21 protein-coding genes, 2 tRNA genes and 1 riboswitch are annotated in these 24640 nt (G+C 74.7%); of the genes, 11 read left to right on the top strand and 12 right to left on the bottom strand.

The window, feature by feature from the left end; all coding sequences use genetic code 11:
* Positions 1-127 precede the first annotated feature (127 nt).
* Entirely contained in the window at positions 128-1480 is a 1353-nt protein-coding gene (locus tag CRP51_RS03590; RefSeq protein ID WP_097229497.1) for a coiled-coil domain-containing protein, read from the bottom strand.
* 302 nt (positions 1481-1782) lie between these two features.
* Between CRP51_RS03590 and CRP51_RS03585 the strand changes: the two genes are divergently transcribed.
* Together CRP51_RS03585 and CRP51_RS03580 are read left to right on the top strand one after the other, a co-directional pair.
* Positions 1783-1854, top strand: a tRNA-Val gene (locus CRP51_RS03585).
* 444 nt (positions 1855-2298) lie between these two features.
* Entirely contained in the window at positions 2299-2550 is a 252-nt protein-coding gene (locus CRP51_RS03580; protein ID WP_097229496.1) for a hypothetical protein, read from the top strand.
* 3 nt (positions 2551-2553) lie between these two features.
* Here the strand turns inward: CRP51_RS03580 and CRP51_RS03575 are convergent, their stop codons facing one another.
* A complete protein-coding gene (locus CRP51_RS03575) occupies positions 2554-2769 on the bottom strand; it encodes a hypothetical protein (RefSeq protein ID WP_097229495.1) in 216 nt (71 codons plus the stop codon).
* 182 nt (positions 2770-2951) lie between these two features.
* On the opposite strand from CRP51_RS03575, the gene CRP51_RS28695 reads away from it, so the two are divergent.
* Positions 2952-3030: transfer RNA gene (locus CRP51_RS28695), tRNA-Val, on the top strand.
* Between the two features lie 224 nt (positions 3031-3254).
* Here the strand turns inward: CRP51_RS28695 and CRP51_RS03570 are convergent.
* Positions 3255-4757: an alpha/beta hydrolase gene (locus tag CRP51_RS03570; protein WP_097229494.1), complete on the bottom strand. Its 1503-nt coding sequence runs from the start codon at positions 4755-4757 to the stop codon at positions 3255-3257.
* Between the two features lie 178 nt (positions 4758-4935).
* Positions 4936-5604: a hypothetical protein gene (locus CRP51_RS03565; RefSeq protein ID WP_097229493.1), complete on the bottom strand. Its 669-nt coding sequence runs from the start codon at positions 5602-5604 to the stop codon at positions 4936-4938.
* Between the two features lie 112 nt (positions 5605-5716).
* Between CRP51_RS03565 and CRP51_RS03560 the strand changes: the two genes are divergently transcribed.
* The 3 genes from CRP51_RS03560 to CRP51_RS03550 all read left to right on the top strand — a co-directional run bounded on the left by CRP51_RS03560 (position 5717) and on the right by CRP51_RS03550 (position 8271).
* A complete protein-coding gene (locus CRP51_RS03560) occupies positions 5717-6316 on the top strand; it encodes a TetR/AcrR family transcriptional regulator (protein ID WP_097229492.1) in 600 nt (199 codons plus the stop codon).
* A gap of 297 nt (positions 6317-6613) precedes the next feature.
* Positions 6614-7324, top strand: a complete 711-nt coding sequence (locus CRP51_RS03555) for a histidine phosphatase family protein (protein ID WP_097229491.1) — start codon at positions 6614-6616, stop codon at positions 7322-7324.
* Between the two features lie 92 nt (positions 7325-7416).
* Positions 7417-8271, top strand: coding sequence for an SAM-dependent methyltransferase (locus tag CRP51_RS03550; RefSeq protein WP_097229490.1), 855 nt, complete (start codon positions 7417-7419; stop codon positions 8269-8271).
* Between the two features lie 123 nt (positions 8272-8394).
* Here the strand turns inward: CRP51_RS03550 and CRP51_RS03545 are convergent, their stop codons facing one another.
* The gene (locus tag CRP51_RS03545; protein WP_097229489.1) at positions 8395-9105 is read right to left on the bottom strand and encodes a DedA family protein; all 711 of its coding nucleotides are present in this window, start codon (positions 9103-9105) and stop codon (positions 8395-8397) included.
* A 314-nt stretch (positions 9106-9419) separates the two neighbouring features.
* On the opposite strand from CRP51_RS03545, the gene CRP51_RS03540 reads away from it, so the two are divergent.
* The gene (locus CRP51_RS03540; protein ID WP_097229488.1) at positions 9420-10118 is read left to right on the top strand and encodes a superoxide dismutase family protein; all 699 of its coding nucleotides are present in this window, start codon (positions 9420-9422) and stop codon (positions 10116-10118) included.
* A gap of 193 nt (positions 10119-10311) precedes the next feature.
* Entirely contained in the window at positions 10312-10911 is a 600-nt protein-coding gene (locus CRP51_RS03535; RefSeq protein ID WP_097229487.1) for a TMEM165/GDT1 family protein, read from the top strand.
* Between the two features lie 30 nt (positions 10912-10941).
* On the opposite strand, the gene CRP51_RS03530 is transcribed toward CRP51_RS03535, so the two are convergent.
* Both CRP51_RS03530 and CRP51_RS03525 read right to left on the bottom strand, forming a co-directional pair.
* Positions 10942-11559 (bottom strand): HAD-IA family hydrolase, encoded by a 618-nt coding sequence (locus CRP51_RS03530; RefSeq protein WP_097229874.1) that lies wholly within the window; start codon positions 11557-11559, stop codon positions 10942-10944.
* A 399-nt stretch (positions 11560-11958) separates the two neighbouring features.
* A complete protein-coding gene (locus tag CRP51_RS03525; RefSeq protein WP_170970423.1) occupies positions 11959-13986 on the bottom strand; it encodes an MDR family MFS transporter in 2028 nt (675 codons plus the stop codon).
* 365 nt (positions 13987-14351) lie between these two features.
* Between CRP51_RS03525 and CRP51_RS28425 the strand changes: the two genes are divergently transcribed.
* Complete coding sequence (locus CRP51_RS28425; protein ID WP_170970422.1) at positions 14352-15131, top strand: peptidoglycan-binding protein; 780 nt, start codon at positions 14352-14354, stop codon at positions 15129-15131.
* Positions 15132-15324: 193 nt separating this feature from the next.
* Here CRP51_RS28425 and CRP51_RS03515 read toward each other — a convergent pair whose 3' ends face one another.
* The 5 genes from CRP51_RS03515 to CRP51_RS03495 are packed head-to-tail and all read right to left on the bottom strand — an operon-like array spanning position 15325 to position 21293.
* Positions 15325-16158, bottom strand: a complete 834-nt coding sequence (locus CRP51_RS03515; protein WP_245880348.1) for an ECF transporter S component — start codon at positions 16156-16158, stop codon at positions 15325-15327.
* Positions 16155-17828, bottom strand: coding sequence for an ABC transporter ATP-binding protein (locus CRP51_RS03510; RefSeq protein ID WP_097229485.1), 1674 nt, complete (start codon positions 17826-17828; stop codon positions 16155-16157). The genes CRP51_RS03515 and CRP51_RS03510 overlap by 4 nt, the downstream gene beginning before the upstream one ends.
* Positions 17825-19018, bottom strand: coding sequence for an energy-coupling factor transporter transmembrane component T (locus CRP51_RS03505; protein ID WP_097229484.1), 1194 nt, complete (start codon positions 19016-19018; stop codon positions 17825-17827). Before CRP51_RS03505 ends, CRP51_RS03510 begins: the two co-directional genes overlap by 4 nt.
* Positions 19015-19638, bottom strand: a complete 624-nt coding sequence (locus CRP51_RS03500) for an SCO2322 family protein (RefSeq protein WP_141514536.1) — start codon at positions 19636-19638, stop codon at positions 19015-19017. Before CRP51_RS03500 ends, CRP51_RS03505 begins: the two co-directional genes overlap by 4 nt.
* A 44-nt stretch (positions 19639-19682) precedes the next feature.
* On the bottom strand, positions 19683-21293 hold the full coding sequence (locus tag CRP51_RS03495; protein ID WP_245880347.1) for an SCO2321 family membrane protein: 1611 nt from the start codon (positions 21291-21293) through the stop codon (positions 19683-19685).
* Between the two features lie 117 nt (positions 21294-21410).
* A riboswitch (cobalamin riboswitch) is annotated at positions 21411-21543 on the bottom strand.
* A gap of 897 nt (positions 21544-22440) precedes the next feature.
* On the opposite strand from CRP51_RS03495, the gene CRP51_RS03485 reads away from it, so the two are divergent.
* Positions 22441-23733 carry a glycosyltransferase family 4 protein gene (locus tag CRP51_RS03485; RefSeq protein WP_097229481.1) on the top strand — a complete coding sequence of 431 codons (1293 nt, stop codon included), beginning with the start codon at positions 22441-22443 and terminating at the stop codon, positions 23731-23733.
* A gap of 113 nt (positions 23734-23846) precedes the next feature.
* Positions 23847-24605 carry a class I SAM-dependent methyltransferase gene (locus tag CRP51_RS03480; RefSeq protein WP_097229480.1) on the top strand — a complete coding sequence of 253 codons (759 nt, stop codon included), beginning with the start codon at positions 23847-23849 and terminating at the stop codon, positions 24603-24605.
* Positions 24606-24640 lie beyond the last annotated feature (35 nt).

Here is a 24640-nt window from a genome sequence, read left to right as displayed (position 1 = left end):
GGAAGTCGGTCGCCCCGGAAACCGCGCCCCACCGGCCGCCGCTCCCGGAATGTCCCGCTCCGCGTACCCGGGCCCGGCCCGGACGACACCGCCCCCGCCCGGTCATCCGCCAGGACCGCCACCGGTCTCAGCGGCCCGCCCGGATGGCCTCCACCACCGAGCCCGCCGTCTCCCGCACACCCTCCAGCTCGGTCAGGAACCGCCAGTAGTCCGGGTTCCGCCCGCCCTCCTCCAACTCCGTCACCGCCCGCTCAAGCCGTGTCACCGCCGCGTCCAGCGGACCGGCGTGCCGGGGGTCGGGAACGGTCCGCCCCCGCATCGCCAGCCGCTGCGCGTCCCGCACCGCGAAACGTGTCCGCTCGATCTCACCCGACGGGTCCCCGGCGATCTCGTTCAGCCGCCGCAGCCGCTCGCCCGCCGCCGAGACCGCCTCGTCCGCGCTGCCCAGCAGCTCGTGCGCCCGCGCCAGCTGGCCCGTGGCCGCCTCGAACCGCTGCGCCCGCCGCTCCCCGCGCGCCGCCGCCAGCGCCTCCCCGGCCTCCCGCACCGCCTCCTCGGCCTGCTCCGGCACCCGCTGGAGGTCCTGCCAGCAGTTGGCCATGAACCGTCGCCGCAGCTCGCTCAGGACCGGCCCCACCGCGTCGGCGCGGTTGCTGATCGCCTCCGCCCTGGTGCGCAACGAGGTCAGCCGCCGGTCGATCTCCGCCGCCCGCTCCGGCAGCCGCGCCGCGTCGGCCGCGATCGCCTCCGCCTGCCGCCGCACCCGCTCGGCGCGCTGGATCGTGGGCCGCACCCCGTGCCGGCCCGCGCCCTCGTTCAACGCCCGCAGCTCGGGCCCGAGCCCCGCCAGCCGCGCCGCCAACTCGTCGGCGCCCAGCCCGGAACGCCGCGCCCCGTCCAGCGCCTCCGTCGCCGCCAGCAGCGCCGCCTTCGCCCGCTCCACCGCGGGCGCCACCTGCGCCAACTGCTCCTGTGCCCGCGCCACCAGCGGCGTCAGGCTCTGCTCGAACCGCTCCAGGTCGCCCTTCAGCCGCACCAGCGCGTCCGTCACCCGCGCCAGCTCGCGCTGCGCGCGGTTGGCCGCGCCTGCCTCCAACTCCTCGGCGTCCAGGTCGTGCGCGTCGAGCGTGGTGATGTAGTCGTGGCTGACCTGGTCGACCTGCTCGCCCAGCGTGGCGAAACCGGCGTTGGCCCGCCGGGTCTCCGGGGTCTCCTCGGCGGCCGACACCGTCTCCAGGGTGATCCGCAGGTCCCGCTGCGCGGTGTCCAACTCGTAGAACGCGGCCGCCGCCGCGTCCTTCGCCTGCTGGGCCCTGGCCCGCGACTCCTCGGCCCGGCCCCGGCCCCAGCGCCGCGTCCCCCCGCCGGTGAACGCGACGGGCGCCGCCACCAGCGCGAACGCCGCCAACGCGGCCGGCGCCAGCACCACGGAGACGGTGAGATCCCTCGCCAGTCGGCTCGCGGCTCGGCCGGTTGTCACAGTGTCCTTCTCCCCGTGGTCGCTGGGCCAGGTGCGTCCCCGCTCATTCTCCCACCCACCCAACGTTCCGAAAGCTGTCGGTAGTGCCCGACAACCCGCCTTGCCGGCGCGGACGCGCCGTGCGACTACCGGACTCGCCGGTGCGGCACGGTGGTCGTCCACACCCACCCCGCCACGGACGCGCCGCGCGGTTCCTCGCGCCCCTTCGCCGTCGCGGACCGGGGGCGCGGGTTCAATACCAGGGGCTCCCGGCATCGTTGCTCCCGACGGCCAGCCGTGTAGGCTTTGCCAGCGAATTCCCCGGGTGCATAGCTCAGCGGTAGAGCGCCGCCCTTACAAGGCGGATGTCGGCGGTTCGACCCCGTCTGCACCCACCCCCTTGACCAGCCAAAAGGCCCCGCTTCCCGAACTGGGAGGCGGGGCCGAAAATCATTTGGGAGGAAGTTGGGAGACGGGAGGGGGAGACCAGCTCTCCCACCGGGTTCCGACCCGGGCCCGGTCCCACCGGGCCCGAAGCCCGCGCAGACGCGTCTCCCTCATCCTAGGCGTGATCCGCTCGTACACGCGATCCAGCTCCGCGTCGCACGCAACCACCGCAAGCCCGGCGCCGAGTGGGCGCGCGCCAAGTCGTGGCCGATCTCCTCGCCGGTACACGACGGCGGCCGGCTCCACGCGGCGCACCACTGGCAGGGCCACCTCCCCAGCACGGACGACAACAGGCTGGTGGCCGAAGTGCTGGCCGTCGGCGACACCCCGATCCGGATAGACGAGCTGACCGCCAGCCTGCTGGCCTGGCCGGCGTGAACCAAGGAGAGAGTATGAGCAACCCGTTCCCCAGCGCGCGCACCGCGCGCCGCTTCGTCGTCGACCTCGCCGAGCGGGTGCTGGCCACGTTCGTCGTCGCGCTCGGCGGCGTGTTCGTGGCGGCCGAGGCCGCCGACATGTTCACCGTCTCGTTCTGGGAGGGCGCCGCGACCGCCTGCACCGCCGCAGCCGGCTCTCTCGTGGAGGGCTTGCTCGCGCGGCTCTCCGACAACCCGGACAGCGCCAGCACAGCGTCGAGAGTGTGAGGATCAGTCCTCGTACTGAGCCAGCGCCAGGCCGAGGCCGAAGAACGTGGGGGCCCACTCGCCGACGAAAATGCCCCACCGGTCAGCCCGGTCTACGCCAGCCGATTCACCCTTGGCCGAGGCAAGCCACACCGCGACCGACAGCCCGATGGAGGCGAGTCCGGCGGTGTAGGCGTGCTCGCTGCGAAGCCCGGCCTCATGCAATTTCTTGATCACCATGTTTGTCTCCTGCGGTCGTGTGGCCTCCCTTCACCGTCGAGTCGCTCGGCCGGAAACGCCACATGATCGCAGCCGACCGGGTGACGACCGAACCCTGGGGGTGGCCGTGGCCGATGAGCCGACGCCGGGCGAACTCGACCGTCGAATGGCGGCGATGCACGCTGACCTGAAGGAGGACCTCGGTGTGTGTTGTTCGGAGAGCGAGTGTGCGCCGCCCTTACAAGGCGGATGTCGGCGGGCCGAACCCGTCTGTACCCACCAGAAGATCGTTGTTCGAACCAACGACATCACCGGTTTGAGTTCCAGGTGTGGAGCGAGCAAGTCACAGCGTAGCCAGACCGCCGCGCTCAGTCGGTCTACTGCTACCTCGGCACGTGTCGTTCCGCAGCGAGGAATGCACAGTTCGGCGTTGTTCGACGCCGGAACCTGGCGTCAGTAGACGACCGCCACGACAAACCGCTGGTCGATCCCGCCTCAGAGCCGCCTCAGAGGCTGCAACGCACGCCATCGGGCGGGGTGCGTATGTCGATGAGGTACGCCTCGACGATCTCGTCGACGCACCGACTCCCGCCCAGAAGGTAGGCGCCGTGCTGTTTGCCCTCGACAGTGAGGAGGCTGCTTCCGAGCGCCTCGGCAAGAGCGACACCTCCGTCGTGCGTCGTTCCGGGGTCGCCGGTGACCGATACGACGAGGGTCTCCGGAAGCTCAGGAACGTCGGTGAGCCACGGGTCCTCACGCGTCGGCGGTGCGGGCCAGGCGTCGCACTCACTGCGGAAGTCCTGTCCGGTGAGCACCTCAAGGTCGAACATCGGAGCCACCTCCGCGAGCTCGCGAGCGTGGGCGGCGTGCTCCTGCGGCGTGGACCGTGGGTAGTCCATGCAGCGCACGGCGATGTTGACGTCGGCGTCGATCGTGTAGACACCGTCCGGCGTCCGACCGAACGACGCGTCGCGCAGCGCCAACATCTCCTCCGGGTCGCCGTCCTCCAGCGCGGTCAGCGCGGAGATGACGTCGGGCCACTTCGCCTCGGAGAACAGGCCGCCGATGATGCCGGCGTAGACGTCCCACACGTCCAGCTCCCGGCCGTCGTCCGTGGCCACCGGTGACTCGACGACCGGCTGGACGATCTCGTGCAGGCGGTCGCTCGCTGTCCTCGGGTCGTCGCCCAGCACGCAGTCGCCGGACTCGGCGCAGAGCGCGGCCAGGTCGTCGAAGCGGTCCTGCTGGACGGCGAGCTGGGAGACGCGGAAATCCGGCAGCGTGAGGTCCGGCGCGACGCCGCCGTCGAGCACCAGCGCGCGGATGTTGTCCGGGTACTCCGTGGCGTACATGGCACCGAGCTCGGAGCCGTAGCTGTAGCCGAGGTAGGTCAGCTCGTCGTCGCCGAGGACCTCCCGGAGGACGTCCATGTCCTTCACGACGTTCGTCGATCCGACGCTCACCAGGTTCTCCGCGCCACCGGACCCCTCGGTGCAGCGCGTCGCCAGCTCCTCTGCCTGGTCGGCACTGGTGACGTCCCAGACGGCGGCGAATCGTGGCACCTCGCCCGCGTCGTACTCCTCGTCGGAGTAGCAGTCCACGGAGGGCGTCGACGCACCGACTCCGCGCGGGTCGAACCCGACGATGTCGAGCCGTTCTGTCAGGCGACCGTCCTGCCAGGTCGGCGCCTGTGCCGCCACGAACGAGAGACCGGACCCGGCAGGGCCACCCGGATTGACGAGCAACGAGCCCTCGGCCTCGCCACGGGCCGGAAGACGCATCAGGGCGACCTGCGCTGTCTCTCCCTCGGGCTCGGTGTAGTCCAGCGGCACCTCGGCCGATGTGCACTCGAGATCGGGGTTCGCGAAGAGCTCCTCGTCCACGGCGTTGGTCGCGACGCCGTCGCAGGTCCCCCAGTCGAGATCCTGCTCCAGGTAGCTGGAGAGGTCTGGCGTCGGGGTCGACGGCGTGCAGGCGGCGAGGCCGGTGAGCGCGGTCAGTGGGGCCACGACGAGGACCCACGGGCGGGGTCGGGCTCGACGCGGGGAACGGGATGGGTGACGCACGGGTTCTTCTCCTTTGTTGGGCCGGACGTGTCCTGAGGAACGTGGCCGTGGTGGGTGGTCAGCCGTCGGGAGGGGGCCGGCGCGTGAGCCGACGGCAGCAGTGCCGCGCGATCCCCTGACCTCAGCCGTCCATCCCCGCGGTCTCTACGTCCAGGAGCCAGTGGTTGCGCAGGGAGAGCGCTCGCTCCACGCCCGCGAGTGCGCCGAGCACGGCGAGGGAGGTGTTGGCCCAGGCGGGGAGGGCGAGAGGTGAGTCGAACGACGGGAACCGGCCCGTCCAGATCGACTGATGGGTGAGCAGGTCCAACAGCTGCGGAGCGAGGACCATCAGGTTGACCACCAGCACCAGCACGGCGGCGGCAGCCAGAGCCCGCCCAATGCGGGGGTGCCGCCGGGACAGCTGCGCCCGCCAGTGCTCCGGCGTCCCCGGTGCGGGATCGAGCTGACGCTGGCTCCCGTCAGCCGCGACGAGGCTGATCCTCTCCATGCCGAACCTGCTCGCGGCGACGTCGATCCTGCCGCGCTCCAGCTGGAACTCGACCGGCATCTCGGCCGTGTGGACGTGTCTGTCGTCGCGGTAGAGGGAAGCCAGCCCCGCGGAGTGGTCGACATCGACCGTCGCGGTCGACGCTTCGGGGAAGTCGATCGCGAACCGGGTGCGCCGCAGGAGGAGCGAGGGGCGAAACGGCGGTAGCGGCGCTCCGGGCGGTGGTGCCGGCGGCCACTGCGCCTCGGCGTCGCCGTCGAAATCGCCGAGACCCGCGGACCAGGGATCGCGCGGATCGTTCATGACTCCTTCCGGTCCTCGCTCGCCGCGGATGCGGGACTGCCCACGAGCTTTTGTAGCACGTTCATGCCATTAATTTAGCACGAACATGCTACCTGCGGGGTATGCTCCTCCCATGGCCAAGAGAATCGACCCGGAAGTCCGTCGAGAGCAGGTCGCCGATGCGGTGATCGAGGAGATCGCCGAGCACGGCCTCCGCTCGGTCACCCTCGCTCGCATCGCCGCCCGCTCAGGCCTGGCCATCGGGAGCATCCGGCACTACTTCGGCGACACGCTCCGGGAGGTCATGCGCTTCACGCTCACGGTCCTCATGCAACGCGTCGCACGTCGTGACGCGACGCTGTCCACCGATCCTCTGACCCGGATCGCCGATGCGGTCGCCTTCACCGTTCCGACCAACGACCAGGAGCGCAAGGAGAACGCCGCGCTCGTCGAGTACCGCGTCATGGCGCGCACCGACCCCGAGCTCGCCGCCGACATCGCCGCGACGTCCACGCTGAGCCAGGACGCCGTCCGCTCGGCCCTGCGCGACGCGATGGCCGATCGCGCGATCGACGACGCGACGCTGGACCGCGAAGCGCTCCTGCTCCACGCGGTCGTCGAAGGACTCTCCTTCAGCTCGGCTCTGTTCTCCGCCCCCCTGACGGAGGAGGACGTCCATGAGGCGATCGCGGCGTCGCTGCACCGGCTCAGGGATGCTCACCCGCCGGCCTGAATCCCTCGTCGTCGGGCTCTGCGACGGACTCCGTCCTGACCAGCCTTCATCGCGGCGCACCCTCGGCTCGATGGGAGACGCTCGAACGGGGTTGAGACCGCCGGGAATTCCCGCTCACCGGGCCGCGCTGGTCGGTGAGGCGAGCACGCCGAGCGTGCGGCCGACGAGCCCGCGATCCCCGTGGAACGCGGGAGATCAGCGATGAGAGAGGCTTCCGGGGGGTTGAGAAGCCGCTACGGAGGCGCACCCCCGCCGCGCGTCGGCCGTTCGGGCCGCCCTCGGCATCACACTGGGGGCATGTCGAGTGCCGCGTTGCCACCCCCGTTGCCCCTCGCCGAGCTGATCGCCGTCCGGCACGGGGAGAGTGTCTCCAACGTCGTCTTCCGGGAGGCCGCCCGCGCCGGGCGGCCCGACGACAGCCTGGCCTACCGCGAGGCGCGGGTGCCGCTCACCGGCGTCGGGCGGGAGCAGTCGGCGGCCGTCGGGCGGTGGTTGGCGGCGCTGCCGGCGGAACGGCGGCCCGAGCTGGTCGTCTGCTCGCCCTACGCGCGGGCCCTGGAGAGCTGGTCGATGGCGGCCGAACAGTGGCCGGGCGCGCCCGAGCCGCTGGTGGACGAGCGGCTGCGCGACCGGGAGACCGGCGTGTTCGAGCTGATGACCCCGCTGTCCGTCGAGGCCCACGCGCCCGAGGAGGCGCGGCGCCGGGCCGCGGTGGGGGAGTGGCGCTACCGGCCGCCGGGCGGCGAGTCGTTCCCCGACGTGACGCTGCGGGTGCGGGACTTCCTGCGGGAGTTGGCGCAGGCCGCGCCGGGCCGGCGGGTGCTGCTGGTGGCCCACGACGCCGTCGTCGTGGCGCTGGGCCTGGTCGTCGCCGGCCTCGGCGCGGCGCCGCCGGAGCGTCCGGCGGCCGTGCCGAACGCCTCGCTGACCCGCTGGGAGGGCGACGGCACCCGGTTGTGGCCGGTCGCCTTCGGCGAGACCGGCCACCTGGCCGGTTCGGGCGGCTGAACTGACAGCAACTGGCCACACCACCAGCGGAGACGACCTCTTCCGCTGACGGTCTTTCGGCAATTGGTTACGCTGCGACGGGAGTTCGCAGCATGATCAACGACCCGGAACCGGAGGACCGTGTGGTGAGTGGACAGGGCGAGGGCGCGCCGCCGGAGGCGCTGGACCTGCGCACGGACCAGCCGCACTCGGCGCGGATGTACGACTATCTGCTGGGCGGCAAGGATCACTACACCGTGGACGCCGAGGCGGCCGAGAAGGCGCTGGGGCCGTTCCCGTTGCTGCGCACCGCCGCCCGGGAGAACCGGGCGTTCCTCGGCCGTGCCGTCCGCTATCTGGTACGGGAGGCGGGAATCCGGCAGTTCCTCGACCTCGGCTCGGGGCTGCCGACGGCGGAGAACGTCCACCAGGTCGCCCAGGCCGACGATCCCGCCGCGCGCGTGGTCTATGTCGACAACGACCCGATCGTGCTGGTCCACGGCAGCGCGCTGCTGGCCAGGGACGACCGGACGGCCGTCATCCAGGGCGACATACGCCGCCCGCGCGAGGTGCTGGAGAACCCCCGGGTCACCGAGCTGCTCGACCTCTCCCAGCCGCTGGGCCTGCTGGCCGTCGCCGTGCTGCACTTCGTGGCCGACGAGGAGGAGCCGGAGGGCCTGGTGCGGGTGCTGCGGGAGGCCGTCGTGCCGGGCAGCCACTTCATCCTGTCGCACGCCACCGCCGACCTCGCGCCCGAGGCGGCGATGGGGGTGCAGCACGCCTACCGCAAGCAGGGCGTGCCGCTGACGCTGCGCGACCGGCGGCGGTTCACCGGGTTCTTCGACGGGCTGACACTGGTCGAGCCGGGCGTCCAGGTGGTCAGCGACTGGCGCAACGAGGAGCCGGCGGAATCCCGCCCCGACCACGCGGACGTGTCCTGGTACGGCGGGATAGGCCGCCTCGACTGAGCTGTCTTGACTGAGCCGTCTTGACTGAGCCGTCTTGACCGGGCCGTCCGGGGCCGTTCCCCCCGCCGGGACGACCGGCGGGGGGAACGGCCCCGCGGCGCGGTCCGTTCCCGAGTGCCCCGGTCAGACGGTCTGCGGCTCGGAGGCCGGCGCGGGGATGGTGGCCTGGGCGTTGGCCTGGGTGTTGGCCTCGCCGCGGGAGCCCTTGGCGTCGCCGCGGGGGCGCAGCAGCCGGGCGGCGAGCACGCCGGCGCCGACCAGCGCCACCACGGACAGCCCGGCGCTCAGCCAGCTGGCGCCCAGCAGTTGCCCGCCGAGATAGCCCACGCCCACGCTGTACGCCGTCCACGCCAGCGCGGCCAGCGTCGACCAGGGCAGAAAGTCGCGCGTGCGGCGGTCGGTCACGCCGGCGCCCAGGCTGACCACCGCGCGCCCGGCGGGCGCGAAGCGCGCCAGCACCACCAGCGCACCACCCCCGCGCGTGAGCGCCACCTCAAGCCGCTGCTGGGCGCGGCGCAGCCGCGGGGAACGCGCTATGGCCGACCCGTAGCGCCGTCCGCCGCGCCTGGCGAGCCGGTACGCGAGCAGGTCGCCGACGACGGAGGCCGTGATGGCGCAGACCACCAGCAGGGCGACCTGCGGTAGCTTGCCGCCGGGCGTGGGCGGCCCCGGCAGGGAGGTCACCTCGGCCGCGGTGTCGGCGGCGACGGCGGCGGCGGTGACGACGAGGGCTCCGCTGGGCAGCACGGGGAAGAACACGTCGAGGGTGATGGAGAGCACGACGGCCACGTAGATCCAGGGGGCGTACAGCAGTATCCCCAAGGTCTCCTGCACTGCTTCTCTCCCCGTTCCCCCAGTGGTCGGGCCGACCGTTCCGGCGCGCGAGGTGGTGTGTGTTCGGACGTTGCGCGGAACGTGTCGGTTCCGCCGTACAGCGTACGCGCACGTCCTTCGGCAGGATCACGCGGGTGCGCACGCGGGTGCGTGTGCCCAGCATCTCACGGTGGGCCCCGGCAGGGTGAGGTCTCGGACGCCGTTCCTTCACGGCGGGCACGGTCGTTCACCCGACAGCACGACCGACACCGACAGCTCAACCGACAGCTCAACCGACAGCTCAACCGACAGCTCGACCGACAGGGAGCAACGCGATGGGATCACTGGTCACCCGAGGACTGGCGGCGCTGCTCGCCGCGTTGGCGAGCACCGGGGGGACGGCGCTCGCGGCCGAGCGCGCCGGGCAGCCGGAGGGCGTCGGGCGTGAGGTCGCGCAGGGCTGGCTGTTCGTGGGGGAGTTCGCCCCGGTCGGCGCGGGCGGCACGGACGCCGTCACCTACGACGAGGAGCTGGTCGCGGCGGGCGCGACCGTCGAGGTCGTGCAGTGGGTCGGCGACGGCCGCACCCGGGTCGAGCTGCGCGTCGACGGCCTCGTCCCGGGGCACACCTACGGCACCCATGTGCACACCGAGCCCTGCGGCCCCGACCCCGCCGACTCCGGCCCGCACTACCAGCACGAGCCCAGCGACCGGCCGGGGGCCGCCAACCCGTCCAACGAGGTCTGGCTCGACCTCACCGCCGACGGCGAGGGCGCCGGCGCGGCCACCGCCCGGCAGGACTGGTACTTCCGCGCGGGCGAGGCCAACTCCGTGGTCGTCCACGAGCACGCCACCTCCCGCGGCCACCACGGGACGCCGGGGGACGCGGGCGCGCGGGTGGCCTGCTTCACCGTCCCGTTCCGGGGCGTCCCCGTCTCCGCCACGGCGGAGGCCGAGACCCTGCCGGCGCCCCCGATCCCGGCGCGGCCGTCCGACGCCGGGGCCGGTAGGCTGGGGGGCACTGAAGGGGAGTAGCTCTACGCCGGTGCGTTCGACACACTGGCCCGCCGCCACCAGCGGCGCGGCCCGGCGCCCGGGGCGGATCGCGGCCGCGAGGCCGTGCCGCGGCGAGACCTTCGGCCGACAGTGTCAGTTGACGCTGCCGTGCCGAGGTCAGCGCTCCCCGCGAGGCTCTCGGGCGGCGGCCTGAGCCTTACTGGGGTCCCACGTGTTCGACATCTCGACGGCAGCCGTGGTCTTCGGCGTCGTCTTCCTCGCCGAGCTGCCCGACAAGACCGCGCTCGCCGGTCTCGTCCTCGGCACCCGCTTCCGCGCCTCCTACGTCTTCGCCGGCATCGCCGCCGCGTTCGCCCTCCATGTGGCGCTCGCGGTGGCGGCGGGCAGCGTCCTGACCCTGCTGCCGCAGCGCCCGCTCCAGGCGGTGGTCGGCGTGCTCTTCCTCGGCGGCGCGGTGCTGCTGCTGCGGGAGGCGGCCAAGAACGGCGAGGACGAGGAAGCGGCGGAGGCGGCGCGGACGCCGAGCAGTGCCACGTTCTGGCGGGTGGCGGGCAGCGGCTTCATGCTGATCCTGGTCGCCGAGTTCGGCGACCTGACGCAGATCATGACGGCCAACCTCGCCGCCAGGTACGACGATCCGCTCTCCGTCGCCGTGGGCGCCGTGCTGGCGCTGTGGGCGGTGGCCGGGATCGGCGTGCTGGGCGGCGCGGCGCTGATGAAGCGGGTCCCGCTGCGGGTGATCACCCGCGTCGCGGCGGTGGTCATGGTGGCGCTGGCCGCGTTCAGCTTCTACGAGGCGATCACCGGCTGAGCGCGCGGGCGCGGGGAGGGCGCCGCCCGTTCAGCGGGCGATCGTGACCCGGGCGCCGCCTTCCGGCGCGGGGGTGACCCGCAGCTGCTCCAACGTCTCCACGTGGGCCGTCGCCTCCAGGGCGGCGGCCCGGGGCCCGACCCCGACGACCCGGGCGCCGGCGGCCAGCGCGGCCTCGACGCCGGCGGCCGAGTCCTCCAGGGCCACGCAGTCCCAGGGGTGGACGCCCAGCGCGGCGGCGCCCTTGAGGAACCCCTCGGGGTCCGGCTTGCTGGCGCGCACCGACTCGGCGGTGATCTGGACGTCCGGCATCCGCAGTCCGGCCGCCGTCATCCGCGCCTTGGCCAGCGCCGCGTCGGCGGAGGTGACCAGGGCGTGCGGCAGCTCCTCGATCGAGGCCAGGAAACGGGTCGCCCCCGGGATCTCGACGACGCCCGCGACATCGGTCGTCTCCTCGGCGAGCAGCAGCGCGTTCTCCCTGAGGTTCTCCTCCATCGGCCGGTCCGGCAGCAGCTCCGCCATGGTGGCGAAGCCCTGGCGGCCGTGGACCACGGGCAGTACCCGGGCGAAGTCCATTCCGTGCTCGTCGGCCCAGCGCCGCCAGATCCGCTCCACCGCGGCGTCGGAGTTGACGAGGGTGCCGTCCATGTCGAGTAGCAGGGCGCTGAACACGCCCACGGTCTCTGTCACGGTCTCTGTCGTACGCAACGGGGCCGTCCTTCGGTAGCGGACCGATGAGGGATCACTGCGGGCGGTTCGGAGAGTGGCCTGGCGTGTGGGGGCGAGAAAGCCAGTGGTCCCGCCCGGGTGGTCGGGGATCGGGCGGGGCCACTTTGTTTCCGTAGGATACAAAACGTGGGCCGCGTCGCGCCACCCCACCAGAGGCGCGTTACCTCCGCGTTCCGGCAGCGTTCACCCGAGAAGTCCTTCAGGCGTCGGGTGGCGGCGGTCGGGAGCCGGCGTGCGAGGGGGCGTACGCGAGGTGTTCCGCGCCCCTTCCGAGGTCACTCACGGGTGCCTGCGCGGCCCCACGGGTCTCACGCGGGCCTACGAGGTGCGGGGCCACTCCGCGCGGGAGCCGCCGAGTTCGGCGCTCAGCTCGTGGACCAACGCGACCAGGTCGCGCGGGCGTTGGGGGCCCCACCAGTCCCCGAGCAGCTCGGCGAGCGCGTCCTCCCTGGCGGCGGCCAGCCGCTCGGACAGCTCGCGCCCCGCGTCGGTGGCCACCAGCGGCAGCCCCTCACGCGCGGCCAGCCCCCGCTCCTCCAACTGCCGCGCCGCGTCCAGCAGCACCTCCAGCGGAACGTCGCCGCGCTCCGCCAGCAGCCCCGGTTCCGCCGAGCCGTACCTTCTGACGCGCAGCAGCAGCCAACAGCCGGCCGGCGACAGGTCCGTTCCGGCGGCCGCGGCGATCCCCGCGTACAGGTCGCGCCGGCCCGCGCGGCTGCTGAGCGCTGAGAGCGCGCGGGCGCACTCTGCGCGCGAGGAGCGTTCCACCGGGCTCGGCGGCACGCTCTCGCCCATGTCGTGCGCCAACACGCCCCCGCGCAACGGGTCCTCACGCAGCGCCCACGCCAACGCGTGCGCCACCAGCAGCAGCGGCGCCGCCCAGAGGAAGACGCTGGTGATCGCGTCCGCGTAGGAGCCGAGCACCCCCTCCCTGGCCGCCGCGGGCAACGCGCCCACCTGCTCCGGGTCGTGCAGCAGCCGTTCCCTGCTCACCTCGGGCGGCAGGTCGACGCCGCGCAGCGTCGACGTCAGCTCGTCGCCGAGCCGGTGGTTGAAGACCGCCCCCAGCGCCGCGACGCCGAAGGCCGCGCCGACGGAACGGGCGAACGTCACCCCCGAGGTGGCCACCCCCAGGTCGCGGTACTCCACCGCGTTCTGCACCGCCAGGATCATCACCTGGAGCACCAGCCCGAGGCCGAGACCGAAGACCGCGAACCACAGGCTCATCACCAGCACGCCGCTGCGCTCGTCGAGGGTGTGCAGCAGCACCAGCCCGACGGCGGTGACGGCCGTGCCGACCACGGGGTAGACCTTCCAGCGGCCGGTGCGGCTGATCAGCTGCCCGGAGAGGGTCGAGGAGAGCAGGATGCCCAGCACCATCGGCAGCAGCCGCACCCCGGAGAGCGTCGGCGAGACGCCGTGCACCACCTGGATGAACGTCGGCAGATAGGTCATCGCCCCGAACATCGCGAAGCCGATCACGAACGAGATCGCCCCGCAGAGCGCGAACGTCCGCACCCGGAAGAGACCCAGCGGGAAGACCGGCTCCTCCGCCCGGCGCTCCACCCGCAGAAACCCCAGCAGACAGCCGACCGAGACCACCACGAGCCCCGCCGTCTGCCAGGAGAGCCACGGCCAACTGGTCCCGCCGAGCGAGGCGATCAGCACGAGCCCGGCGGCGAACGACGCGATCAGCGCCGTGCCCGCGTAGTCGATCACGTGTCGCCGGTCGCCGGTCGGGATGTGCAGCACGGCCGCCACGACGGCCAGGGCGAGCGCGCCGAACGGCAGGTTGATGTAGAAGACCCAGCGCCAGCCGAGATGGTCGACGAACAGGCCGCCGAGCAGCGGCCCGAACACGCTCGTCGTGCCGAAGACGGCCCCGAACAGCCCCTGGTACCGCCCGCGTTCGCGCGGTGGGACGAGATCGCCGACGATCGCCATCGACAGCACGATCAGGCCACCCCCGCCCAGCCCCTGGAGGAAGCGGAAGGCAATCAACTCTGGCATATTCCGGGCGAGTCCGCACAGCGCGGAACCCACCAGGAAGATGACGATGGCGAGTTGGAAGAGACGCTTGCGGCCGTGGGTGTCGCCGAGCTTCCCCCACAGCGGCGTGCCGGCGGTGACGGCCAGCAGGTAGGACGTCACCACCCACGAGAGATGGTCGAGACCCCCCAGGTCGCCGACGATGGTGGGCAGCGCGGTGGCCACGATGGTCTGGTCGAGCGCGGCGAGGAACAACCCCAGCAACAGGGCACCCATCGACAACAGCAGCCGGCCGCGGGCCCGGCTGTCGGGGGGTGGCGGCATGGCGGAATCGGCGCGGGACGGCCCCGTGGCCATGGGCGCCTCCTGGCGTGGGCGGCGGCGTTCACCGGGGCCTGAACGGGCGGCCCCACGGCCAGTTTGGCGGCTTTTGCCCCGCGAGGCTTCTTCAGTAAGTTGGCCCACGTTCACCCATAAGGGTGGTGCATAATCGCTGCCAACCGACCGGGAGGGCAGGCGCGGTGACGGACCGGCTCGACTGTCTGATCTGCGGCCGCCTGTGGCTGCCCAGTGGCGAGCCGAGTTGTGACTGCCTGACCCATTCGCTCTCCCGTCCCGTCGGCCCGCCGCAACACGAACCGGACCCGGCCGACGTCGCGCTCTTCCCCTTGGAGGAAGAGCGTCCGAGGACCGCGGCCGGTGCGCGCCGGCGCGTGGGGGGCGTGGAACGGCTTGGCGCCGCGCCGGTAGACGCGCCGGCGGGCGCCGCGCGCCCGGCGCCCTCCCACCGCAAGCCGCGCTCCCGCAACCGGGCCTCGCTCGCGGCCGGCGGCGCCGTGGCGGCGGTGGTCGGCAGCGCCGCGCTGGCCGCCTCGTTCTTCCACGGCGCCGTCCGCGACCGCGCCGTCTCCGACGCGCTGCCGCCCGTGCCCAGCCTGGTGTTGCCGGACGGCAACGGGGAGTCCGGCGAGGGCGCCGCCGGCGAGGGCGACGGCCACACGCCCGCGCCGGAGGAGGGCGCGGAGACCGCACCCGAGGGGAGCGAAGGCGCCGAGCCGCCGCCGGAGGAGCCGGAGCCCGACGCGACGGGGGAGGCCCCCCAGCCGGACCCGACCCCGACGGAGCGGCCCGACCCCCCGCCGACCGGCCCCGGGCCGGAGCCGACACCGACGCCGCCCACCGCGCCGGTGCCCGACGAGCCTGAGGAGCCGGACGACCCCGAGGACCCGGAGGACCCCGACGACCCGGACCCCGGCGACCCCGAACCGGACCCGTCCGGCAGCCTGAAGGAGGGGGACGAGGGGCCCGAGGTCGTCGAACTCCAGGAACGGATGCTGGAACTGCGCTGGGTCTACCGGGGCACGGCCCACGGCAGCTACGACGCGCCGACGAGGGAGGCGGTCGCCCGCCTCCAGTCGGCCTACGCGGTGACGGACGACCCGAAGGGCGTCTACGGCCCGCACACCAGGGAACTCCTGGAGAGCCTGACCACCGGCCGGTGATCCCTCCGGGGGTTGGGCGGCACGACAACGGTGGTCCCTCCGGGGGTTGGGCGACTACGGAGCTTCGTGGCTGGGCGGGTGGTCGGCTGTCTGTCCGTGGTGGGTTGTTCGCGCGGTTCCCCGCGCCCCTTCTCGGCCGGTGGGCGGCTTGGGAGCGCGGTGGAGGTGTCACCAACGTCCCGGGACAGCACACCTAGGCCGGTGGTCGTCCGGAGGGCGTGAACCGGGCCTCCGCGTCGAAGGCCGCCCGCCGCGTGGCGCGGCGCAGCGCGCGCAGGACCGTTCCGCCGCAGAGCAGCACCAGGCCGGCCGTCAGCAGGGCCCTGGGCACGTCCCACCCCAGCGAGGTGGTCAGCACATAGGTCAGGTAGCGGCCCAGGTTCTCCGGCAGCGGATCGCCCGGCACGAACGAGATGCCGCTGCTCATGCCCGCCAGATAGGGCCACGCCTGGAGGTTCATCACCAGTCCGTACCCCAGCGAGGTGACCGCCCCGTACCCGGCCACCAGCACCAACTCGGCCCGTCCACGCAGCCGTCGGGCCCCCGGCAGCAGCCCGGCGCCCATGGTGACCCAGCCCATGGCGAGCATCTGGAACGGCAGCCACGGGCCGACCCCGCCGGTGAGCAGCCCGGAGGCCAGCATCGAGACCGAGCCCAACACGAAACCGAACCCGGGCCCGAGCACCCGTCCCGCCAACACCAGCAGGAAGAACATCGGTTGCAGCCCCGCCGCGCCCGCGCCCAGCGGGCGCAGCGCCGCCGCGGCCGCCGCCAGCACCCCCAGCATCGCGACGGACTTCGCGCCCAGCCCGGACTCGCCGATCGCCGCCCACCCCACCGCGAGCAGCAGCGGCAGCAGCAGCGCGAAGAGCCACGGCGCGTCCGCCGAGTGCGCCAGCCCCGACTCGGGCGCGGCCAGCAGCGGCCAGCCGAAGCCCATCACGCCCACCGCCGAGACCAGCAGCAGCGCGGCGACCGAGCGCGGGCCCAGCGGCACCGGCGCCGTCCGGGGGCCGGTGCCCCTCACGCCGGCCCCGCCCCCGCCGGGGCGCCCGGCCCCTCTTCGAGGGCGCGGGCGACCGCGCCCACGGTCAGCCAGGGCTCGGGCGCCAGCACCTTCGCCACCTGCGGCGCGAACGCCGGGGAGCCGGTCACCACCCGGGCGGTCGGCCCCTCGGCCACCACCTCGCCCTCGGCGACCACCACGACGCGGTCGGCCAGCTCGGCCGCCAACTCGACGTCGTGCGTGGCCAACAGCACCCCGTGGCCGGCGGACACCAGCTCGCCGAGGATCGCGACCAGCCGGTCCTTGGCCGCGTAGTCCAGGCCCCTGGTCGGCTCGTCGAGCAGCAGCAGCGGGGGAGCGGCGGCCAGCACCACGGCCAGCGCCAGCGCCAGCCGCTGCCCCTCGGAGAGATCCCTGGGGTGCGTCGCGTCCGCCACCTCGGGCAGCAGCCGGCGCACCAGCTCCCGGCAGCGCCCTGGCTCGGCGCCCGCCTCGGCGTCGGCCGTCGCGCACTCCTCGGCGACGGTCTCGGCGAAGAGCAGATCGCGCGGGTCCTGCGGCACCAGCCCCGCGCGGCGCAGCAGCGCCCCGGGCGCCGTGCGGTGCGGAACCACGGGTCGGCCGTCGCCGTCGGGCGCCGGCGCCAGCCGCACGGCGCCGCGCGCCGGCGCGTGCAGGCCCACCATCGCGCCCAACAGGGTCGACTTTCCCGCGCCGTTGCGGCCCATCAGCGCCACGGCCTCGCCGGCGGCCACCCGCAGCCCGACGCCGCGCAGCACGTCGACCCCGCCGCGTCGCACCACCAGCCCCTCGGTCTCGACCAGCGGCGCCCCGCCGGTCCCCGCCGCCGGGGCGCGCGGGCTCGGCGGGCGCCGGCTGGCGAGCCGCTCGCGCAGCCCCGCCGCGCGCCGGCGTGCGTCCCGCACCGAGAGTGGAACGGGCGACCAGCCGGCCACCTGAGCCAGCCGCACCACCGGGGGGCGCACCGGGGAACGTTCCAGCACCTCGGCCGGCGCGCCCCGCACCGGCGCCCGCCCGGAGCCGGGCAGCAGCAGCACCGAGTCCGCGTACTGCACCACCCGCTCCAGCCGGTGCTCGGCCAGCAGCACCGTGGTGCCCAGGTCGTGCACCAGCCGCTGCAGCACCGCGAGCACCTCCTCGGCCGCCGCCGGGTCGAGCGCCGAGGTCGGCTCGTCGAGGACCAGCACCCCGGGGTGCGGGGTCAGCACCGAGCCGATCGCGACCCGTTGCCGCTGCCCGCCGGAGAGCGAGTCCAGCCGCCGGTCGCGCAGCTCCGCGAGGCCCAGCAGGTCGAGCGTCTCCTCGACCCGCCGCCGCATCACGTCGGGCGGCACCCCCAACGACTCCATCCCGTAGGCGAGTTCGTCCTCCACCGTCTCGGTGACGAAGTGTGCGGCGGGGTCCTGGCCCACCGTGCCGACCACGTCGGCCAGCTCACGCGGCGGATGGTCGGCCGTCGACCGGCCGGCCACCGTCACCTCGCCGCCGAGCGTCCCGCCGGTGAAGTGCGGGACCAGCCCGGAGACCGTCCCCAGCAGCGTGGACTTCCCGACCCCCGAGGGCCCGACGAGCAGGCACAGCTCACCCTCCGGCACCGTCAGGTCGACCCCGTCGAGCACCGGCGGCGCGTCCTCGCCGTACCGCACCGACACCGAGGAGAACCGGATCATGCCGCGCCCTCCCCGCGTTCCGCGGCCGCCGCGGCCGTTCGTCGCCCGCCCGTTGTCGCCGGCACCGGGGCGACCAGCGCCGGCAGCAGGCCGACGAGCACCGCCGCCGCCGCGCCCAGCGGCAGGGTCGGGGCGGTCAACGGCACCGCCGAGGGCGTGAGAGCGCTGGGATCGGCGCGCGCTGCCACGATCACGCCGGCGGCCGCGACGGCGCCCGCGCCGGCGACCAGCCAGGCCCGCGCGCCCCAACGGGCCGGGCGGTAACGGGTGCGCGGGCTGCGCCGCCCGCCCAGCCAGAGCCCGGCCACGGCGGAGGCCGCCCCGGCCAGCAGCAGCGGCAGCCCGAACCCCGCGCCCTCCGCCGACAGCAGCCCGTAGACGCCGACGCAGACGCCCAGCAGCCCGCCGAGCAGCAGCCCGTTCGTCGCCCGCCGCACCGCCGGCGGCACGGCCGCCGTGCGCCCGTACCCCCGGGCGTCCATCGCGGCGGCCAGCGCCACCGAACGCTCCAACGCCCCCTCCAGCACAGGGCGCGCCACCCGCACCAGGGAGCGCACACCGCGATCCGCACGCCCGCGCAGGCGCTGCGCGGTCCGCATCCGCACCAGGTCGGCCACCAGCCGGGGCGCGAACTGCATGGCCACCACCACGGCCACTCCCATCTCGTAGAGCGCGCCCGGCAGCGACTTCAGCAGCCGCCCCGGGTCGGCGAGCGCGTTGGCCGCGCCCAGACAGATCAGCAGGGCGGCGAGCCGCAGCCCGTCACAGAAGGCGAAGTACAGCGCCTCCGCCGTCACCCGGCCGCCCAGCCGCACGCCGGCGAGCCAGTCGGGCAGCGGCACCTCGGGCAGCGTCACCAGCACCCGGCTGCCGCCGATCGGCGAGCCGAGCAACAGCGCGAAGAGCACCCGCACCGCCACCACCACGGCGCCCAGCGCCAGGAAGAAGCCGAAGGCGCGCGCCCACGGCGCGTCGGTGCGGCGCGCCGCCACCACGTAGCCGGCCACCGCCACCACCAGCCCGAGCAGCAGCGGGTTGGTGGTGCGCGAGGCGGCGGTCGCCAGCCCCAGCGCCCACAGCCACCACGCGCCGGCGTGCAGGGCGTTGCTCCGATGCGCCACGGGCGCGCGCAACGAGCCGAGCGCCCGCCGGCCTTCGCCGGCCGCCCCCGGCCCCACCGCGTCGCTCATCCCGCGCGCCGCCGCGCCCGCGCCCAGCCGGCCAGCCCGAGAAGGGCGACGGCGCCGACCCCGACCAGCAGGGGAACGCCGACCGATCCGCCGCCCTCGCCGTCGTCCTCCGCCGCGTTCGCCTCGTCCACCGGCTCGCCGCAGCCGCTGACCGGGTAGCCGGCGATCCCGCACAGCAGTCCCGCCTGGTCGTAGCGGAGCGGCGGCGCGACCTCGGCCAGCACCTCGGCCACGGTCGCCCCCTCGGCCAGCGGCACGCACTCCGCGCGCGGCTCGGGTGGCGCGGCGTCGCCCGGCGCCTCCTCGGGGGTGCCGAAGTCCAGCACCAGCGCCATGCTCGGCTCGGCCGGTTCGGCGCCGCACACCTCGGGGAACGTCGCCTCGCCGCGCGGCGCCCGCCGGTCGTCCCGCTCGCCGCTGACCCCGAACCGGAAGCCGACCAGGTCCCCGGCGCCCGGCCGGAACGTGCCCGGCCCCTCGGCCGCGTAGACCCACCCGTCGTCGTCGGCCTCCCAGGACCAGAACGACCAGTAGCGGTAGGCGTTCTCCGCGCCGTCGTCGGCGACCGCGGCGCCCGCGCCGGCGAACACCGCGGCCCAGGCGACGACCGCCGCGGTCACCGTGGCGCACGCCGTCTGGAACCGCCCCCCGTTCCCGCCGCCGCTCACGGCTGTCCGGGCCGCCGTCCGCCCTCGCCCGGCCCCTCGGCGTTCCCGCCGCCGGAGCCCGCGGAGCCGTCGTTCCCGGGCGCGGCCTCGTCGGCCACGGCCTCGTCAGCCACGGTCTTGTCCGGGGCGGTCTCGTCCGGGGCGGTCTCGTCCGGGGCGGCTTCCTCCGACGCCCGGCGGCGGAAGCTGAGCAGCACGCCGACGCCGATGCCGGCGACCAGGCCGATGCCGATGATCCACGGCAGCGGGCTTGACCCGCCGTCCGCGTCGTCGCCTTCACCTGAGCCGTCCTCGTCGCCCGGCGACGAGTCCGGCGCCGGGCCGAGGCGGCCCAACTGCTCCAGCAGGTCGGTGCCGCCGAAGTCCTCGCCGGTGCCGCCGGTCGCGTGCGCCGCGAGGACCAGCAGGCTGACCGCCGTCGGGTCGGAGGCGTAGCCGTCCCACTCGCCGTGGTGCGCCCGCAGCCACTCCAGCGGGGCCGTCGCCTCCTGCGCGTGGCCGCCGGCAGCCAGCGCCAGCACCGCCCGCGCGGTGCTGGCGAAGTCCGGCTGCGGCTCGCCGCCTGGCGGCGTGGACTGAAGGTGGTTCTCGCCGTTCTCCAGCGCCCCGACCAGCTGCGCGGCGCCCGCCGAGCCGGCCCGCGCCTGCGGGCTGAGCGGCTCCCCCTCCGGCGTCTCCGAGGCGGAGCCGTCCGTCTCCACCCCGTCCTCCGCGTCGGCGTCGGCGTCGCCGCCCCCGCAGTCCAGCGGGGTCACCGGCGCCTCGGGCGTCTCCGGGTCGACCAGCAGCCCGCTGCCGTACGCGGCGAGCACCGCGTCGACGGTCGCCATGTCGCTGCCGAACAGGTCGCCCGACTCCGGGTCGGGCTGCCAGGCGAAGGCGCCGCGCTGGTCGTCGGGCGCCTCACAGCCGAGCTGGAGGGCGCCGAGCGCGGCGTAGGGGGAGTTGCCGGCGCGCTCGGCGGCGGCCGGGTCGTGGCCCGACGCGGCGAGCGCGCCGATCACCACGGCGGTGGAGTTGGCGTCGCTCGCCGTGCCCGGGTTGATCCCCCAGCCGCCGTCCTCGTTCTGCACACCGGTGAGCCAGGCCGCCCCGGCGTCCACGGCGTCCTGCCGCCCGCCGACGGCGGCCAGCGCCTGCACGGCCAGGGCCGTCGCGTTGGAGTCGGAGGCGGTGACATCGGCGCAGGGCTGCTCCGGGTCGGCGCGGAACGAGAGGAACGAGCCGTCGGCGCACTGCTGGCCGACCAGCCAGTCCACGGCCTCCTGGCCCGGCGTGTAGCCGGCCGTGTGCTGCGCCAGCAGCGCGTAGGACTGCCGCCAGACCCCGTCGTACTGCGGGTCGGCGTCGCCGAAGAGCCCCTCGGGCGCCTGGGCGGGGGGCGGCGCCGGCGACTCGTCGGCGACGACCGCCGGTGCCAGCGCGACCGTCCCGGTCAGCGAGGCCACCGCGACCAGCGCGGCTCGCGTTGTCCACGCCGGCGCGCGCACCGTCGCTGGTGGGAACGCGGGGCGCGAGTCCTTGTCGCGCGCCGTCGCGCGCGCCGTGGCGGGGTCGGAGGCCGCGCCACGCGGCGCGCCCCTGAGCGGGCTGCGGGGGAAGAACACGCGGAAGCCTTTCGCTGTGCCGGCCGACGACGCGATCGCCGCCCGGCGCGCACGGCGCCCGACGGCACGGGCGCGACGCCGTACTCCTCGACGGTGCCGGTCGCCGTCCGGCGACCGTGGCCAGTGCCCTTCACGGCGGGCGTTCCGGCTCACGCGCGGCCCGGCGGGCGGCGCGATCACGGCTGCGGGTCAGCGCCGGACTCGCACCGGCTTCCCCCGCTCGTGAGTGAACTGATCGGGCTCACTCTAACGGCCTCGCCCCCCGCGCCCCCGGCCGCAGGCCCCCACGCTGCCGGGACGGCGCCAGGCACGGTCCCCGACCGGCCCCACCGTTCGACCCGGCGACCGTCACCGTCTCGGGCGGGCGTCACCGTTCGACCCGGTGGCGTCACCGTGCCCGGTGCCCGGCACGGTGCCCCCGGCCGCAGGTCACCGTTCGACCCGGTGCCCGGCACCGTCACCGTGCCCCGTGACCGTCACGGTCTCCGGCGGCCGTTGTGCCCGGTGCCGGTCACGGTCTTCGGTCGGCCTCGCCGTTCGGCCCGGTGGTCGGCACCGTTTCTGGCGGGCGTTGCCGTTCCGCCTGGCGGCCGTTGTGCCCGGTGCCGGTCACGGTCTTCGGTCGGCCTCGCCGTTCGGCCCGGTGGCCGGCACCGTTTCTGGCGGGCGTTGCCGTTCCACCTGGCGGCCGTTGTGCCCGGTGCCCGGTGCCCGGTGCCCGGTGCCCGGTGCCCGGTGCCCGGTGCCCGGTGCCCGGTGCCCGGTGCCCGGCACCGTCTCTGGCGCCTGCCGCCAACGCGGCGCCCAGCGCCCAGCGGCCAACACCCGCCGCCCGCCGCCCGGCACCGTTCGCACCTGGCGCCCAGCGCCCAGAGCGCCCAGCGCCCAGCGCCGGACGCGCACAGGCGAGGCGCGGGCCCGCCCAGGCGCGCGGGCCCGCACACGCGCGCGGCAGCGCGTCGGCGCGGCAGCGCACCGAGGCAGCCTGGTGCCGGGCTCCCGCGCGGGGTGATAATCGCCCCACCCGCCGCAATACCACCCGTCGACGGGCGAGTAGTGTGCGTACCCGCGAGTAGGTACGAAGTAGGTACGAAGAGGGTGCGACAGGGATCGCGGACCAGGTCGCGGTCGACCGGAGGGGGCGCGTGTGGCGGAGACCCGGGCTGAGCGCCCGCTGCGGATCGCCCTGCTCAGTTACAAGGGCAACCCCTTCTGCGGCGGTCAGGGCGTCTACGTCCGCCACCTCTCCCGCGAGCTGGCGGCGCTCGGCCACCGGGTCGAGGTGATCGGTGCCCAGCCGTACCCCGTGCTCGACGACGGCGTCACCCTGCGCGAGTTGCCCAGCCTGGACCTGTACCGGCAGCCCGACCCGTTCCGCACGCCCCGGCGCGAGGAGTACCGGGACTGGATCGACCTGGTCGAGGTCGGCACCATGTGGACCGGCGGCTTCCCCGAGCCGCTGACGTTCTCCCTCCGTGCCCGCCGCGAACTCGCCGCGCGCGTCGACGAGTTCGACGTGGTGCACGACAACCAGACGCTGGGCTACGGGCTGTTGGGCCCCGGACGCCTCGGGCTGCCGCTGGTCACCACGATCCACCATCCCATCACCGTCGACCGCCGCCTCGAACTGGCGGCGGCGGGCGACCGCCGCCGCCGTTACGCGGTGCGCCGCTGGTACGCGTTCACCAGGATGCAGGGCCGGGTGGCCCGCAGGCTGCCCCACGTGCTCACCGTCTCCGGTTCCTCCCGGCGCGAGATCGTCGACGACTTCCGGGTGCCGCCCGAGCGGGTCTCCGTGGTGCCGATCGGTGCCGACACCCGGGTCTTCCACCCCGACCCCTCGGTGCCCAGGGTGCCGGGCCGGATCGTCACCACCTCCAGCGCCGACGCCCCGCTCAAGGGCCTGGTGTATCTGGTGGAGGCGCTGGCCAAGCTGCGCACCGAGCACCCGGAGGCGCACCTGGTGGTGGTCGGCAACCGCCCGGCCGCCGGCCCCGTCCACCAGGCGCTGGAACGTTTCGGCCTGGGCGGCGCCGTCTCGTTCGTCAAGGGCGTCAGCGACGACGAGCTGGCCGACCTGGTGCGCGGCGCCCAACTCGCCTGCGTCCCCTCCCTCTACGAGGGTTTCTGCCTGCCGGCCGCCGAGGCCATGGCCGCGGGCACCCCGCTGGTCGCCACCACCGGCGGCGCGATTCCCGAGGTCACCGGCCCGGACGGCGAGACCTGCCTGGCCGTGGAGCCCGGCGACGCCGGCGCGCTTGCTGTCGCGCTCGGCCGGCTGCTCGACGACGCCCCGCTCCGCGAACGCCTCGCCGCCGCCGCGCTGGAACGGGTCCTCGGGCGGTTCACCTGGCGGCACACCGCGCGCGCCACCGCCGAGCACTACCGCGCCGCCGTCGCCGTCCACGGCCGGCGCCGCGGCACACCCCCTCCCCGCTGAACCGGCCGACCGCCGAGCGCCGACCGCCGACCGCCGGCCGCCGACCGCCCGGGGGCAGAACCCCGCGAAGGCCGGCAGAACCCCCGCGAAGGAACGACGAAAGGGCCGACCACGTGCTGACCGTGGACTTCACCCGCTTCCCGATAGCCCCGGGCGACCGCGTCCTGGACCTGGGCTGCGGCGCCGGCAGGCACGCCTTCGAGTGCTACCGGCGCGGCGCGCGCGTGGTCGCGCTGGACCGCGACGGAGAAGAGGTGCGCCAAGTCGCCGGCTGGCTGGCCGCGATGGGCGAGGCGGGCGAGGCGCCGACGGGAGCGGCGGCCGTCGCCGTCGAGGGCGACGCGCTGGCCCTGCCGTTCCCCGACGACAGCTTCGACGCGGTGATCGTCTCCGAGGTGATGGAGCACGTCCCCGACGACAAGGGTCTGCTGGCCGAGGCCGTCCGCGTGCTGCGCCCCGGCGGCCGGATCGCGGTCACCGTGCCGCGCTACGGGCCGGAACGGGTCTGCTGGGCGTTGAGCGACGCCTACCACGAGGTGGAGGGCGGCCACATCCGGATCTACCGCGCCGACCAGCTCCTCGCCCGCGTCCGCGAGGCCGGTCTGCGCCCCTACGGCACCCACCACGCCCACGCGCTGCACTCGCCCTACTGGTGGCTCAAGTGCGCGATGGGCGTGGACAACGCACGCGCGCTCCCCGTGCGCGCCTACCACAAGCTGCTGGTCTGGGACCTGATGAAGAAGCCGGCCGCCACCCGGGTCGCCGAGCGGCTGCTCGACCCCGTGCTCGGCAAGAGCTTCGTCGCCTACGCCACCAAGCCGCACACCCCCCGGCGGAGCGCGGCGAAGGACGCGGCCCGTGCCGACTCCTGAGCACACCGGCCGGCCCGCCGAGCACGCCGGCCGGC

Origin of the sequence: Streptomyces zhaozhouensis, from assembly GCF_900230195.1 — a bacterium.
In the GTDB taxonomy this organism is placed as follows: domain Bacteria; phylum Actinomycetota; class Actinomycetes; order Streptomycetales; family Streptomycetaceae; genus Streptomyces; species Streptomyces zhaozhouensis.
The sequence above is the reverse complement of the archived record's forward strand: the minus strand, read 5'-3'. Positions and strand labels throughout refer to the sequence as shown.